The sequence below is a fragment of the Prauserella salsuginis genome (assembly GCF_024648885.1).
GTDB lineage: Bacteria > Actinomycetota > Actinomycetes > Mycobacteriales > Pseudonocardiaceae > Prauserella > Prauserella salsuginis.
On record NZ_JANBBF010000014.1, the window covers coordinates 47165 to 61492 of the forward strand.

At 71.3% G+C, this 14328-nt stretch carries 17 protein-coding genes and 1 riboswitch; of the genes, 7 read left to right on the top strand and 10 right to left on the bottom strand.

From position 1 onward, the window contains the following. Positions 1 to 20: 20 nt before the first annotated feature. The 3 genes from LY40_RS22725 to LY40_RS22735 are packed head-to-tail and all read right to left on the bottom strand — an operon-like array spanning position 21 to position 3757. On the bottom strand, positions 21 to 1037 hold the full coding sequence (locus LY40_RS22725; RefSeq protein ID WP_183783256.1) for an ABC transporter ATP-binding protein: 1017 nt from the start codon (positions 1035 to 1037) through the stop codon (positions 21 to 23). Continuing rightward, a complete protein-coding gene (locus LY40_RS22730; protein WP_372497768.1) occupies positions 1038 to 2690 on the bottom strand; it encodes an ABC transporter permease in 1653 nt (550 codons plus the stop codon). Further along, positions 2666 to 3757 (bottom strand): thiamine ABC transporter substrate-binding protein, encoded by a 1092-nt coding sequence (locus tag LY40_RS22735; RefSeq protein WP_258938084.1) that lies wholly within the window; start codon positions 3755 to 3757, stop codon positions 2666 to 2668. Before LY40_RS22735 ends, LY40_RS22730 begins: the two co-directional genes overlap by 25 nt. A 95-nt stretch (positions 3758 to 3852) precedes the next feature. Continuing rightward, positions 3853 to 3946: riboswitch (TPP riboswitch) on the bottom strand. Positions 3947 to 4080: 134 nt separating this feature from the next. On the opposite strand from LY40_RS22735, the gene LY40_RS22740 reads away from it, so the two are divergent. The 3 genes from LY40_RS22740 to LY40_RS22750 all read left to right on the top strand — a co-directional run bounded on the left by LY40_RS22740 (position 4081) and on the right by LY40_RS22750 (position 5373). Next, positions 4081 to 4383, top strand: a complete 303-nt coding sequence (locus LY40_RS22740; protein WP_183783252.1) for a 4a-hydroxytetrahydrobiopterin dehydratase — start codon at positions 4081 to 4083, stop codon at positions 4381 to 4383. Between the two features lie 100 nt (positions 4384 to 4483). Then, a complete protein-coding gene (locus LY40_RS22745) occupies positions 4484 to 4792 on the top strand; it encodes a hypothetical protein (protein WP_228726021.1) in 309 nt (102 codons plus the stop codon). 20 nt (positions 4793 to 4812) lie between these two features. Next, positions 4813 to 5373, top strand: a complete 561-nt coding sequence (locus LY40_RS22750; protein ID WP_258938085.1) for a GNAT family N-acetyltransferase — start codon at positions 4813 to 4815, stop codon at positions 5371 to 5373. A gap of 9 nt (positions 5374 to 5382) precedes the next feature. Here the strand turns inward: LY40_RS22750 and LY40_RS22755 are convergent, their stop codons facing one another. Then, complete coding sequence (locus tag LY40_RS22755) at positions 5383 to 6009, bottom strand: maleylpyruvate isomerase family mycothiol-dependent enzyme (RefSeq protein WP_308216709.1); 627 nt, start codon at positions 6007 to 6009, stop codon at positions 5383 to 5385. Beyond that, entirely contained in the window at positions 6006 to 6329 is a 324-nt protein-coding gene (locus tag LY40_RS22760; protein ID WP_183783248.1) for a hypothetical protein, read from the bottom strand. Before LY40_RS22760 ends, LY40_RS22755 begins: the two co-directional genes overlap by 4 nt. A gap of 73 nt (positions 6330 to 6402) precedes the next feature. On the opposite strand from LY40_RS22760, the gene LY40_RS22765 reads away from it, so the two are divergent. Continuing rightward, entirely contained in the window at positions 6403 to 6900 is a 498-nt protein-coding gene (locus LY40_RS22765; RefSeq protein ID WP_258938086.1) for a PaaI family thioesterase, read from the top strand. A 160-nt stretch (positions 6901 to 7060) separates the two neighbouring features. Here the strand turns inward: LY40_RS22765 and LY40_RS22770 are convergent, their stop codons facing one another. Next, the gene (locus tag LY40_RS22770) at positions 7061 to 8068 is read right to left on the bottom strand and encodes a peptidoglycan recognition protein family protein (RefSeq protein WP_258938087.1); all 1008 of its coding nucleotides are present in this window, start codon (positions 8066 to 8068) and stop codon (positions 7061 to 7063) included. 400 nt (positions 8069 to 8468) lie between these two features. Continuing rightward, positions 8469 to 8849 carry a nuclear transport factor 2 family protein gene (locus tag LY40_RS22775; protein WP_183783244.1) on the bottom strand — a complete coding sequence of 127 codons (381 nt, stop codon included), beginning with the start codon at positions 8847 to 8849 and terminating at the stop codon, positions 8469 to 8471. A gap of 277 nt (positions 8850 to 9126) precedes the next feature. Here LY40_RS22775 and LY40_RS22780 point away from each other — a divergent pair, with 277 nt between their 5' ends. After that, positions 9127 to 10020 (top strand): SMP-30/gluconolactonase/LRE family protein, encoded by an 894-nt coding sequence (locus tag LY40_RS22780; RefSeq protein WP_258938088.1) that lies wholly within the window; start codon positions 9127 to 9129, stop codon positions 10018 to 10020. A gap of 120 nt (positions 10021 to 10140) precedes the next feature. Beyond that, positions 10141 to 11697: a BCCT family transporter gene (locus LY40_RS22785; protein WP_258938089.1), complete on the top strand. Its 1557-nt coding sequence runs from the start codon at positions 10141 to 10143 to the stop codon at positions 11695 to 11697. Positions 11698 to 11833: 136 nt separating this feature from the next. Here LY40_RS22785 and LY40_RS22790 read toward each other — a convergent pair whose 3' ends face one another. Genes LY40_RS22790 through LY40_RS22800 form a run of 3 tightly spaced genes read right to left on the bottom strand, consistent with a single transcriptional unit; the run spans position 11834 to position 13389 of the window. Continuing rightward, on the bottom strand, positions 11834 to 12043 hold the full coding sequence (locus tag LY40_RS22790) for a DUF1737 domain-containing protein (protein WP_183783238.1): 210 nt from the start codon (positions 12041 to 12043) through the stop codon (positions 11834 to 11836). Positions 12044 to 12101: 58 nt separating this feature from the next. Beyond that, positions 12102 to 12494 carry a VOC family protein gene (locus LY40_RS22795; protein WP_183783236.1) on the bottom strand — a complete coding sequence of 131 codons (393 nt, stop codon included), beginning with the start codon at positions 12492 to 12494 and terminating at the stop codon, positions 12102 to 12104. A gap of 28 nt (positions 12495 to 12522) precedes the next feature. Next, positions 12523 to 13389 (bottom strand): AraC family transcriptional regulator, encoded by an 867-nt coding sequence (locus tag LY40_RS22800; RefSeq protein WP_183783234.1) that lies wholly within the window; start codon positions 13387 to 13389, stop codon positions 12523 to 12525. 152 nt (positions 13390 to 13541) lie between these two features. On the opposite strand from LY40_RS22800, the gene LY40_RS22805 reads away from it, so the two are divergent. Then, a complete protein-coding gene (locus LY40_RS22805) occupies positions 13542 to 14294 on the top strand; it encodes a class I SAM-dependent methyltransferase (protein WP_183783232.1) in 753 nt (250 codons plus the stop codon). The last annotated feature ends 34 nt before the right edge of the window (positions 14295 to 14328 follow it).

The following is a 14328-nucleotide window of genomic DNA, read 5'->3' on the forward strand; positions in this document are numbered from 1 at the left end:
CCGCCGTACCGTCGAGTTCGCTAACCGACGATGGCCACGCCGCCGGGGTCCAGGCGGAGCCGGACCTCCTCGCCGGGCCGCACCCCGTCCGCCATCGTCGCCACCGCATCCACAGTGGACGCATCCGGCACGGTCTCCGACACGTCGACCGTCACCCGCGTGTGGTCGCGGCGCCTGGCCCGCTCGACCACCTCGCCCGGCACGCCGGTGGAGGCGACGCGCAACGCATGCGGCCGCAGGCCGACGGTCACCGGTCCGGCAAGTGCCCACGGAACGTCGGCCACACCGAATGCGCAACGCAGCTGCCCGTCGGCGACCTCGCCGGACACCACGGTGGTGACGCCGAGGAAGCGGGCCACACGTTCGTCGGCGGGCGCGCGCCAGACGTCGACGACGTCGCCGGACTGCCGGATGCGCCCCTCGTCGAGCACGGCGAGGCGATCGGCAAGTGTGAACGCCTCCTCCTGGTCGTGCGTGACGAGCAAGGTCGTGGCCTTGGCGCGGCGCAGCACGCCGACGAGGTCGAGCGCCAGCGATTCCCGCAGTTCGGCGTCCAACCCGGACAGCGGCTCGTCGAGCAACAGCAGCCGCGGCCGGGGCGCCAGTGCCCTGGCGAGCGCCACCCGCTGCGCCTCGCCGCCGGACAATTCGGTGACCTGCCGTCGCTCGTAGCCCGCCAGCCCGACCAGTTCGAGCAACTCGGCGACCCGCCGGTCGCGATCGCCGGCCGGCATGCCCTGCATCCGCGGGCCGAACGCGATGTTGCCCGCGACGTCGCGGTGCGGGAACAGTTGGCCGTCCTGGAACACGAGTCCGAAGCCGCGCCGGTGCACGGGTACGCCCGCGAGGTCGTCGCCGTCCCAGCGGACCGCACCGGTGGCCGGTTCGAGACCGGCGATCGCACGCAACAGCGTCGACTTGCCCGACCCGGACGGCCCGAGCAGCGCCAGCACCTCGCCGTCGGCGATCTCCAGCGACGCGTCACGCACCGCGGGCGTGCGGTCGTAGGTGACGGTCACCCGATCCACGGTCAGCATTCAGAACTCCCCGACGTGCGGCGCCCGCAGGCGGTCGATGACGGCGGCCACGCCCGCGGTGACGAGCATCAGCAGCGTGCACGCCGCGTAGGCCAGCTGAGTGTTGAGTTCGCCCGGCCTGCTGATCAACTCGTTGATCGCGACAGGCAACGTCGGCGCCTCGGGCCGGGCGAGAAAGCTCGTCGCGCCGAACTCGCCGAGCGCGACGACGTAGCCGAACGCCGCGGCCGCCGCCAGGGACCGGGCCGCGAGCGGCACGTCGACCGTCCACCACACCCGCACGGGGGCCGCACCGAGCGTCGCGGCGGCCTGGCGCAGCCGGTCGTCGACCGACCGCAGCACGGGCAGCACCATCCGGATCACCAGCGGCACGACGACGAGCGCCTGGGCCAGCGGCACCAGCATCGGCGAGGTGCGCAGGTCACCCGGCAGCGCATCGAGGGTGACGAGGTAGCCGAAGCCGACGGTCACCGCGGACACGCCGAGCGGCAGCATCAACGCTGCGTCGAGCGTCTCCCCGGCCAGCCGTGCGGCACGGCCGCGGGCCCGTCCCGCCGCCACGAGCGCCACGGCGGCGAGCACCCCGACGATCATCGCCAACACGGTCGCGTCGAAGGCGGTCCGCAGCGAGTTCAGCGCCGCTTCCCAACCGGTGACGCTCAACGCGCCGTCGCCGGAGCCAGCCAGCGCGCGGTAGCCGTCGAACCCCCAGCCGTCGCGTGTGGACAACGAGCGGACGACGAGGGCCAGGATCGGCACCAGCAGGCCCGCCACGACCGTCAGCGCCGCTCCGACGACCCACCACTCCCGCCCCGCAGGCCTGCGGGCGGTCGTCACGGGCGCACGAAGCGGTGCGGCACGTTCCCGTCGTCGCCGCGCCACCCCGCCGACGACCAGCGCCAGGACCACCGCCGCGAGCTGCACCAGCGACAACGCCGCCGCGCCGGACAGGTCGAGCAGCTCGACGGTCCGCAGATAGATCTCGGTCTCGAGCGTGCGATAGCGCCCGCCGCCGAGCATGAGCACGACACCGAAACTCGTGGAACAGAACAGGAACACCACCGCGGCCGACGACGCGAGCGCGGGTGCGAGCGCGGGCAGCGTCACGGTACGGAACGCCTGCCACGGCGACGCACCCAAGCTGCGGGCGGCGTCCTCGGCGCGCCGGTCGAGGTGCGCCCACAGCCCGCCGACGGTGCGCGCCACGACGGCGACGTTGAAGAACGCGTTGGCCAGCACGATCGTCGCCACGCCGCCGCCGGGCCACAACGCCTTGAACGCCAGTCCCACGACGACCGTCGGCAGCACGAACGGCACCAGCAGGAACGTCCGAACCCATCCGGCCCCGCGCAGCCGCACCCGCGCGAGCAGGAACGCCACCGGCATGCCGGCGAGCACCGCCACGGCCGTCGAGGCGGCCGCCTGCCCGAGGGTGAACGCGGCCAGATCCCACGTTTGCGCCTGCGCCAGCGCCCTCGACACCTCGCCGTCGGTGACACCGAGCCGCAGGATCGCCACGACCGGCCAGGCGAACAGCACGCCCAGGAACGCGATCGGCAGGGCGGCGAGCGCGACGACACCGGCCCCGCGCGCCCGCCCGGCCCCGGGGCCGCGCCGCCCGCCTCGGCTCAGCCCTCGTACAGCGCGCGCCACTGTTCGATCCACTGCTCCCGACCCTCGCTGACCTCGTCGGCCGGCAGCTGCGCCGGGTCGTCCGGGAGCGGGGCGGCCCGCTGCCACGAACCGGGCAGTTCGATGTCGGACCTGGCCGGGTAGACGTACATGTTCTCCGGAACGGTGCGCTGGAACTCCGGGGAGAGCAGGAAGTCGACGACCCGGCGCGCCTCGTCGGGGCGGTCGGTGCCGGAGAGCACTCCCGCGTACTCGACCTGCCGGTAGCAGGTCTCCAGCAGCGCCTCGGTGCGCGGCGTGCCGTCGTCGCCGATCTCGGCGGCCGGCGAGGACGCGTACGACACGACGATCGGGCGCGGGCCGTTGCCTGAAGATCCCGAGAACTCCTGCGTGTAAGCCTCGCTCCAGCCGCTCACGACCTGAGCCCCGCCCTCCTTGAGCTTGCGCCAGTAGTCCTGCCAGCCGTCCTCGCCGCGGTCGGCGACGGTCGCGAGCAGGAACGCCAGGCCCGGCGAGGAGGTCGCAGGGCTCGGCGTCACCAGCAGCTCGCTGTATTGCGGCCGGGCCAGGTCGGCAAACGTGCGCGGGGCGGGCATGTCGCGCGAGGCGAACCACTCGGTGTCGATGTTGACGCACACATCGCCGACGTCCACGGCTGTCAGCCGGGCGCCGTCACCACCCGAACCGTGGTCGCCAGCGTCGTCGAGCGCGTAGCGCTGCGGGCCTTCGGTGGCGGCCGGAGGGGCGTACGGGGCGAACACGTTCTCGGCGAGCGTGCGGGAGGCGAACGTCGAGTCGATGCCGTAGGCGACATCGGCCACGGGGTTCGCCTTCGTCAGCACGAGCTTGTTCGCCAGCGCGCCGGCGTCACCCTGGTTGAGCACCTCGACGCGGATCCCGGATCGCGACTCGAAATCGTCGAGCACCCGTTGTGGGACGGCGAACGAATCGTGCGTGGCGAGCGTGACCGTCGTCGCCGACGATGCGTCGTCGTCACCGCCGTCACCGCCCCCGATCAAGGTGCACCCGGCTGTGAACAGCCCGGTCACGGTAACGGCGGTCAGCTGGCTCAAGCGGCGCGGCAACATCGGCTCTCCTCGTCGGCACCGTTCGCGGCGCCCGGCCCGCGGTCAGGCGATCCGGAGGGCAGGCGGCCCGGCGTGTGACGGCTCGAGCGGAGCTTGCCTCCCTGCGCCGGCATGACCCGGATCAGGTGCGAACGGTCGTGGGCTCGGCGCCCACCTCTCAGTCCGGCCGGTTCACCGGACTCCCGTGGCGGCGGGCACGTCATCCCTTGATCAAGACACCGCGATCACCCGCCGTGATCACGAAACGGTGATCTCGACGCGATGCGGCCGACATGCCCGACTGCGACTGTGCAGCCTACCCCTCCCGGCACCACCATGGACACATGACGGAGTTACTCAGCGACGACCGCATCCAGGCGGCACTCGAACACCTTCCCAGCTGGCACCGCGACGGCGACGCGATCGTGCGCGAGGCGAAACTGCCGAGCTTCCCCCGCGCTATCGAGGTGGTGAACCGGGTCGCCGAGATGGCGGAAAGCGCAGACCATCACCCGGATATCGACATCCGCTGGCGCACGTTACGTTTCTGTCTGAGCACACACAGTGCCGGCGGGCTCACGGAGAAGGATGTCTCACTGGCGGCCGAGATCGACGGTGCCGTAGACGCCATCATGGAAACCTCCTGACCCCGTCTCACCCATGTCCTGTGACGTGCGCGTCATCCGGCAACCTTCCGGTGTGGCGCGGCGTTGCACGGGTATCCGACAGCAGAGGGAGGGAGTGCGCATGAGCCGAATCGCCTTACGTACCAACGATTTCCGTACCGTGTCCGCGATCGGGGCCGGCAGGCGACTGCGGCGCGCGACCGCCGCGGCGACGCTGTCGGTGTTGACCGTGCTCGGCTCGCTGCTGGCGGGTGCGACGCCAGCGCTGGCCGAGCAGGAGGAGAAGCGGCAGGCTGCCCCCGACCCGTGGGACGCGTTCACCCAGGCGCTCGTCGTCGGCAGCACCGCGTTCGTGATGATCATCGGCCTGGCCGGTGCCGTGCTGTACTACACGGCCAAGGGTCACCGCAGGCAGACGCAACCGCACTGAGCAGGCGACCCGCGGACCCGATGACGGCACCGGCCTTCGCTCACCAGCCCGTCCTCACCGGCGAGCTGGTGCAGTTGCGTCCGGCGCTGCCCGACGACGCTCCCGGCCTGGTCGCGCTGATGCGGGAGGAGGCGCTCACGTGGTGCCCCGGCCGCGGGACGGGGGTACCCGCGCTCGACGACCTCGCGGCGGCCCAGCAGTGGTACGCGTCCTGCGGGCGGCGCGGCGACCGAGTCGACCTCGCCGTCGTCGACCGGGCGACCGGGTCGTTCATCGGCGAGGCGGTACTGGCCGAGCTCGACCGGGACAACGCGTCGTGCCGGTGCCGGATCGGCCTGCTCGGCCCCTACGGCGACGGCCACCGCGACGAGGCCACCCGGCTACTGCTCGGCTACGCACTCGACGAGGCCGGGTTGCACCGGGTGGAGACGCAGGTGGCGGCGTGTCACGTCCGCGCGAGGGAGGCCTACGAGGCGGCGGGCTTCGTGCGCGAAGGCACGCGCCGGGAGGCGGTTGTCACCAGCGGCGGACGGACCGACGTCCACGTCCTCGCGGTGCTGGCCGGCGACCGGACCGCCTGACGGTGCCCTTCAACCGATCCGCGCCGCGAGTGTGGGCCGCCCCGGCCCGTCGAGTTCGTCCATCACGCCGCGACGTCCAGCGATCGCCATGAGCAACGGCTCCGCGGGGCCGCGCACCTCGTCGCCGTCTCCGGTCGAGAAGTCCACGTCGTCGGCCACCAGGCGCAGACCCCGGAGGCGCTGCTTCGCACGCAGCGGCGGTGCGCCCACGGCGAGGGGCAGGACGGCAGCCAACCGGTCGGTCGGTACCTGCCGCGGTCTGCCCAGTGCGCGGCGGATGTCCTGGTGGTGGATCAGACCGTCGGTCAGGCCGATCCGCGCGCCGCCGAGCGCGGTGAGCCCCCGCGGGGTCAGGTGGTCGTTCAGCAGCGCCAGCAGCCGGTCCGGCTCGTAGGCGTATTCGGCGACGCCGACCTCGTTGACCGCACCCGGCTTGAACCGCCCGCGGGCGAACCGCCGCAGCACCCCGGCCACGCCCAGCTCGTCGTAACTGATCATGTGCGCGACGACATCGCGGATCCGCCAGCCCTCGCACAGGCTCGGCTTCTCCCACTCCTGCGGCGTCAGCGTCGCCAGGAACTCGGCCAGCTCGGTGCGCTCCCGAGTGGCCATGGCGAGCCGGTCGACCGCGGTCACCGCTCGTCGGGTGTACGCCGGGACGGCGCCTCCGGAACACCGTCGATGTGGGCACCGCCGCCGGGGTAACGCCGCGGAGTCTCGTGCGGGTACTGGTCGGCCGCACCGTCGGGCTTGCGGCGGCGCGGGTACGGCTCCTGCGGGCCGGGATGGTCGGGCGGCAGGTCGGAGCCGTGCCGCCGCTCCCCCGGCGGCCGCTGCGGTCCGGGGTTCTGCTGCGTCCCCGGGTTCCCCTCCGCACCGGGCAACCAGTCGATGCCCGGTCGGTCCCCTGCACCGGGACGCGGTTCCGGTTCGGTGTTCCTGTCCGGTTCGGGCATGGCGAGTGTCTCCTGACTCACATCGTCAGCAGGCCGGTCGCGACCGGCTCACCGCCGACGGTAGACCTCAACCATGACGAACGCCATGAGCACCGAGGCCGCGGCGACCGACGAGACCCGCGGTCCGAGCATCCAGCAGCTGCTGTTCCCCGACATGACGTGCTTCGGCTGCGGCCCCGCCAACCCGGACGGTCTCCGGCTGAGCAGCTACGAGGTCGACGGAGCCATCCGAGCGACCTTCACCCCGTGGCCGCAGCACGACAACGGCGGCGGCTACCTCAACGGCGGGATCATCTCGACGCTGCTCGACTGCCACGGCGCCGCAGCCGTCATGCTCGAGGCCGACCGCCGCGACTGGAAGCCGGCTCCGGGGCAGCACCTGGCCTACGTCACCGCCGGGCTCGACGTGCGGTTCCGCAGGCCGACCCCGTTGGACGAGCCGCTGGAGATCACCGCCGAGCTGACGGCGATCGACGAACCGGAGATGACCGTCGTCTGCGAGATCCACCACGGCGGCAAACTGCGTGCCGGGGGAACCGCCGTGTGGAAGCGCTGGCGGCCGCGCAGCTGACCCGTCGAGGACCCGGCACCCCGACACCCGTTGGGCCCGGCACCCGTTGACCCGACATCCGTCGGGCCCGGCACCGAACGACACCGGCGCCAGGCCCGGGGCTCCGAACCCCGGACACGGCGCCGGAAGGAGTGGCGGGCAGCCGGTCAGCGGAGGCCGATCAGGCGATCCACTCCCACGTCTGCGGGCCGACGACGCCATCGACGACCAGGCCGTTGGCGGTCTGGAACTCCTTGACGGCTTCGGCCGTGGCCGGCCCGAAGTCGCCGTCCTCGACGAGCCGGGCGCCGTATTTGTTCAGGCCGGTCTGCACGGCCTGCGCGGCGTCCCCACCGTGGCCGCTCTTGCGCGTGACGACGAGCACCGCGAAGGTCTTCGGGCCCGCGACACCGTCGACGACCAGTCCTTCGGCCTGCTGGAAGTCCTTGACCGCAGCGGCCGACACCGATCCGAACACGCCGTCGACCTCCAGGTTCGCACCGTGCTCGTTGAGCAGGTGCTGCACGGTCTTCGCAGTCTGCGGCGGGGTCGTCCGGTTCGTCGAGACGGTCGTGAACCCGGAGTCCGCGACGGTCCACGGCGCCGGCGGCTGGGACGGCACCCACTGACCGCGGACGAGCTTCATGAAGTAGTCCCAGTCCCAGCCGGGCCCCGGGTCGGTGTGCGTGGCGCCGGGAGCTTCGGAGTGGGCGATGATGTGGTCCCTGTCCTTCGGAATGCCCCAGCGCGAGCACAGGTGCTGCACCAGCTTCGCCGACTCGCGGTACATCTCCGCCGTGTAGAACTGGCCGGGCTCGGAGACCCAGCCTTCGTGCTCGATGCCGACCGAGTAGTCGTTGGCACCGTTGCCGTGCCACGAGATGCGGTTCTCCCGCACCATCTGGGTGATGTGCCCATCGGAGGACCGGACCACGTAGTGGGCTGCGACGCCGTTCTCACCGGCCATGTGGTTGATCGCACCGCGGTAACTGCCCTGCGTGGTGTGGATGACCACGGCACTGACGCTGGAACGGGTGTCACCCAGCGCGTTGGAACCGGCGGCCACCCAGTCGTCGGCGCCCGGGTACTCCGGTACCGAAGCAGCCGCGGCCTCGGGGAGGCCACCGCGGACGAGAGCGGGCACTCCCACGACGGCGGCCGCGGCGGTGCTGCCCGTCACGGCGAGCATGCGCCGACGGGAAAGGCCTCGAGGGGGATTCGGGTTCTGGTCGGTCGGCATTCTTCCTCCGGGAGGGAACGGCAGCGATGTCTCTACGGCGCGTGCCGTCCGCGGGTGACGGCCCGTGCTCGCAGATCGCGAAGCTAGGCGAGTCGACCGAGGCGAAGTCCGGAAAGCCCGAAAGTCCCTACTTTGCTACTACCGACGAACGGAGGGGGTGGACCGCACACGCCAGGCCACCGAAGAGCCCAGGCACTCAAGCCCCCGAACCTCACGACCCCTCCGAGCACCCGGAACCCCGACACTCGGAATCCCGGCACTCGAAACCCAGGCACCCGGACACCCGAGCACCCGGACGCTCGGCTAGACAGGCTCAGGCCCCAGGCGGCACTCAGCCGGCCCCGGAAGCTCAGGAACCGAAGACGCGGATGCGGTCGAAATCCTGCGCCTTGAGGGTGCGGAACCAGAACACGTGCGACCACTGCACGGTGTCCCCGCGGCGGGTCCAGGATCCCCAGGCCGCGGCGGCCTTGCCGTGGGTGACGGCGGCCTCGACGTGTGCGGCCGTCAGCCCGGCCGGAACGATCTCCGCCAGCGCGGTCGCGACCGCTTCGCGCCCCTCGACGGTGCGCAGACCATCGGAACCGACGACGTCGAGCACACACCCGGGTGCGAGAACCTCGGCCAGCGCCTCGACGTCGCCGCGTGCCAGGTGCTCCTCGAACCGCGCGACGAACACGTTCTTCGGCGAGTTGCCGCACGCGTCGGTACCGGTGATCTCCACTGCCATCGTCGCTCCGTTCTCGGCGTTCGCGGCTCACCGTAGCGGCGCCCACCGACGTTTCACGCCGTGCCGCCTGCCGCGTCCCGCGGTGCCGCACCGCCCCCTCCCGGCCTGATCGACCGTCACAGCGTGCACCGGACCGGACACGCCTTGCGACTATGAGGTGGTTCACCGTACGGTCGCGAAGGCTGGTGACCGAGCGCTCGGCAGCCGGGGCCGGCAGGCGATGACTCCGAGAACGATGACTCCGAGAACGGCGCCACTGGAGGTGTCCTGCGGGACCATGAGTCACGACGTCACGACCGTCCTGAGTGACCTGTCATTCCTGGAGAGCCCACGCTGGCACGACGGCCGGATCTGGGTGTCCGACTTCTACACCCATCGCGTCTACTCCGCGGCCGAGGACGGCGGTGATCTGCGCGTCGAGGCGGAGGTTCCGCAGCAGCCGTCCGGACTCGGCTGGCTGCCCGACGGGCGTCTGCTCGTCGTCTCGATGCGGGACGCCCGCCTGCTGCGGCGGGAACCGGACGGCCGGCTCGTGTGCCACGCCGACCTGTCGGCCCACGTGGGCGGGCACCTCAACGACCTCGTCGTCGACGACCACGGCCGCGCATTCGTCGGGGACTTCGGATTCGATCTCATGGGCGGCGCGCCGGCGCGTCCGACGAACCTGATGCGGGTCGATCCGGACGGCACGGTGACGACGGCCGCTGAGGACATGCACTTCCCCAACGGCAGCGTCATCACCGACGACGGCACGCTGCTGGTGTGCGAGACCCTCGCCAACCGGGTGGCGGCGTTCGACATCGCCGCCGACGGCACGCTCACGAACCGGCGCGTCTGGGCCGCGTTCGGTGATCCGCCCACCGAGCGGGAGATCGAGAAGGCACTGCCGCAGGTCCTCGTCGCCGCGGACGGCTGCTGTCTGGACGCCGCCGGTGCCCTGTGGATCGCCGATGCCACGGGCAACCGTGCCATCCGCGTGCGCCCGGGTGGCGAGATCGTCGACGAGATCCGGCCCGGCACCGGCGTGTTCGCGTGCATGCTCGGCGGCGCGGACGGCCGCACGTTGTACCTGTGCACGGCACCCGATTTCCACGAGGATGCGCGGACCTCGGCACGCGAAGCCGTGTTGCGGTCCGTGCGGGTGCACGCCGCCCACGCGGGCAGGCCCTGACCGCCGATCGGCAGGCCGCGACGGCGGGCCTCGACTTCGGTATCACCCCGATGCGGGTCGAGCTGCTCGCGTCGGCGAAACCCCAGCTCGCAGAGTCGCGAGACTTTACACTCGTCCCACATGAGCGACCGACAACCCGGCACCGCGGCCGACAACCCGCGGCTGGGACCGGTCTTCTACGTGTCGCTCGCCGCATCCGTCGCGTTCATCGTCGTCGGAGTCGCGGTGCCGTCGCGCGTGGCCGACGTCCTCGAAGCGACACGGCAGCTGGTGGTCGACACGTTCGGCCCGGCCTATCCGGTCACGGTCCTGGCGCTGCTGCTGTTCGTGGCAGCGCTCGCACTGACCCCGTTCGGCAGGATGCGACTCGGGACCGCCGACACGCGGCCGGAGTTCGGCTGGGTGTCGTGGATCGCGATGCTGCTCAGCGCGGGTGTCGGGCTGAGTTTCCTGTTCTGGGGCACCGCCGAGCCACTGATCCACCTGGCCGACCCGCCCGGTGGCACCGCGGAGCCCGGGTCGGCCGAGGCCGCTGCCGTGGGCATCCGCTACTCGTTCCTGTTCTGGGGGCTGCACGCCTGGGCGATCTACGCCGTCGTCGGGATCGCGGTCGGCTACTCCAGCTTCCGGCACGGGCGCAAACTGCTGGTCAGCGCAGCCCTGCGGCCGCTGCTGGGCCGTACGGCCGACGGCCCGGTCGGCAAGGTCGTCGACATCCTGGCGGTGTTCGCGATCCTGTTCGGGGTCGCGACGTCACTCGGGCTCGGCACCCGCGAGTTGAACGCGGGCATGGGCCACGCGCTGGGCGTGCCCGAGTCGTACGGCGCCAAGATCGCGATCATCGCGGGGCTGATGACCGTCAGCACCATCTCGGCCATGACGGGGCTCGGCAGGGGCATCCGCGTGCTGAGCCTGGTCAACATCGCACTGTGCGGGGTGCTGCTCGGATTCGTGCTCATCCTCGGACCGACGGCCCACATCTTCGGCACTCTCGGCACCGGCCTCCGCGATTACGTAGGCAGTTTCCTGCCGATGAGCTTCGCGGCGGAGGGCGCCGAGGGTGACACCTGGAATCAGGAGTGGGTCTACTTCTTCTGGGCGTGGTGGATCGGCTGGGCCCCGTTCGTCGGAACGTTCATCGCCCGGATCTCGCGCGGCCGTACGATCCGCAGCATCGTCGCCGGAGTGGTGTTGGTCCCGACCGCGGTGAGCGTCGGCTGGTTCTCCGTCTTCGGTGGAACCGCGCTGCAGCGCGAGGAAGCCGGCGCCGTGGACGTGTCCCACGTCGCGGGCAATACCAAGGCCGTCGCGACCGTGGAGGTGCTGGGCAGCCTACCCGGTGCGACGTTGACGTTCGTCCTGCTCGTGCCGGTGCTGGCGCTGCTGTTCATCACATCCGCGGACTCGGCGTCGTTCATGCTGGGCAGCACCACCTCGGGCGGGAGCTTGAAACCGCCGAAGCCGCTGCGGCTGATGTGGGCGTTCGCGGCCGCGTTCGCCGCCGTCCTGCTGCTGGGGCGCGGCGCGACGACACTGCAGGGCTCGGCCGTCATCGCCGCGGCGCCGTTCGCCGTGATCCTGATCGGACTGTGCGTGTCGCTGACGCTCTCACTGTGGCGGGACCGCGCCGCCGAACGCGCGGATCACCCGATCCCCACCGACCCGCCGGATCCGTGAGACCACGCGCCTCGGTCCGCACGTAGCCGACGTCGAGTGGTGCACGGGCACGGAACAGCCGGGAATCCGATCTCTGACCTCGCACGGGAACACAGCGGCCGGTGAACCCGCCACGAGGCCGGTTCACCGGCCGTGCTCATTCGGAGGTTCCCGCCCAGACGACGGCCTGAGCCACGATCACGGTCTCGCCGTCGAACGTCACCGACGGCCCTTCGTGGAGCGTGTACCCGAGGTCCAGCATCTCGCTGACCCGGTGGCAGAAGGACGCATCGTCCGGGCCGGTGAGAACCCGGTACCGGGGCATTCCTTCGGGCGGTTCACTGCGGCGAACCTCGTGATCTGTCATGTGCTCCTCCGTCGACCTCTGCCTGGCTGCTTCGCCAACGAAACCCGGAGGCGGACGTTCACAGTGGAGCTTTGAGCCCGACCCGGTGCCCGTCAGGATCACGCACGATCGCGAACCGCTGTCCCCACGGCATGTCGGTCGGCGGCTTGACGACGACCACACCGGCCCGATCCAGATCCGCGACGAGCCCGTCGAGCCGTTCGTGCGTTCGGAGTTCGACGTCGACCTGCGGGCCGCCTGCCGACGGCTGCGGTGCGGTCTCGTCCCACCATGCGGCGAATCCCGTCGAGTGCAGCACGAGTGTGAGACCGGCGTTCACCGACACCCACGCCTCCGCAGGGCCTTCTCCGGCGCGGTTCCGACCGCGGAACGCGAAGCCGAGCCGCTCGTAGAAGCCGCGACTGCGCTCCAGGTCGGCGACGACGAGGTTGAGCTGGACGACGGTGACCACGCGCGCAGCCTACCGCCGGACCGCTACGTCAGTCGCGTTCGACGGGCATCCAGATCTCGCACGTCGCGGTGCTGAAGTCGTCGGCCCGGTCGATCACCGACACGATCGAGGGGCCGGGCCGCAACCGCCACGGGTTGGCGGGGAACCACTCCGTCGCGGTCGCCGCGAACCCGTCCTGCAGCGCCTTCGGGTGCTCGCCGGACGTACGGAACACCGCCCACGTGCCCGCCGGCACGTCGATCGCGTCGAGGTCGTCCGGGACACGTGTCTCGGCGTCGACGGCCACGCCGTGCAGATAGGTCAGCTCGCTGCCCTCCGTGTAGTCGGGGTCGACGTCGGCGCTGACCTGCAGCAGTCCCGCCGGATCCGCGTTGCTCAACTGCTTGAGACGGTCGTGCTCGGCGGCCGGCAGCGACGTGATGTGGTCCTGGATGTGCGGATTCGCCCCTTCGTGGATCAGCGGTACGCGGGCCGCGTGTCCGACGAGGCGGAGATCGGGTCGTTCGACGATGCGGGCATTCATGGCGGTGCTCCCTTCGACGGTCAGGCGGAACCTGAGTTGCGGTTGGCTGCGAAGGGGGCCGCCGTCGCGGCGGACCTCGGCCGGACCGGCGCCGTGGACGGAGCGGAACGCTCGGCCGAAGGCCTCCGTCGAGCCGTACCCATACCGGACGGCGATCGTCAGCAGATCCTCCCCGCCGATCACGTCGGCCGTGGCGACGGTCATGCGCCTACGCCGGACGTACTCCGACACCGGCATCCCCGCCAGGGACGAGAACATGCGCCGCAGGTGGTACTCCGTGGTCGCCGACCGGCGGGCGAACGCATCGACGTCGAGGTCCTCGCCGAGGTCTTGCTCCACCGCGGAGACGAGGCGGTTCAGAATCTCGATCACGACTGCTCCCTTCGCGATCGATTCTCACGAGCCGCGACGTCCGTCCGCCCGATCTTTCCTGCCCGATCCGGTCGCGTCCACGTGGCCACCGCGTGCCCGGCTGGACGGAAACGGCGTTGCGGCTCCCTGCCTTGCCTGTGCAATCTGCTCGCGTGCGGACATACGAGGAACTCATCACGGAGGCGGTGAACGCCGACGTCACAGGCTGGGGCTTCGACTGGCTCACGGGCCGGGCCACGGAGGAACGGCCGCCGTGGGGGTACGCGCGCATGCTCGCCCGACTGCTGGGCGAGGTCGGGTCCGCTGTGGACATCGACACCGGCGGCGGTGAAGTCGTCGCCGAAGCTCCGAAGCTTCCGCCGCACATGGCGGTCACCGAAAGCTGGCCGCCGAACGCCGAACGCGCCCGTGCACGGCTCGGACCCCGCGGTGTCGAGGTGTTCGACACCGCCGGCGGCCCATTGCCCCTTCCCGACCGGTCGTTCGAACTCGTCACCTCGCGCCACCCGGTGCGGCCCGACTGGGACGAGATCCACCGGGTGCTGACTCCCGGTGGTCGCTATGTCGCGCAGCACGTCGGCCCTGGCTCGGCGTTCGAACTCATCGAATTCTTCCTCGGCCCGTTGCCCGAGGCCAGGCAGCAGCGCCATCCGGATGACGAAGCGCAGGCGGCGCGGTGGGCGGGCCTCGTCGTCGACTCCGTCCGGACGGCGCGGTGCCGCATGGAGTTCCACGACGTCGGGGCGATCGTGTGGATCCTGCGCAAATGCGTGTGGTGGGTGCCGGACTTCTCCGTCACCAGGTACTCGGACAAGCTCCGCGAGCTCGACAGCGGACTACGCGAGGGCACGCCGTGCATCGCTCACTCGACCCGCCACCTGATCGAGGCTCACCGTCCCGCCTGATGTGGAGCGGCGACGCCGACCGCCATCACGACAG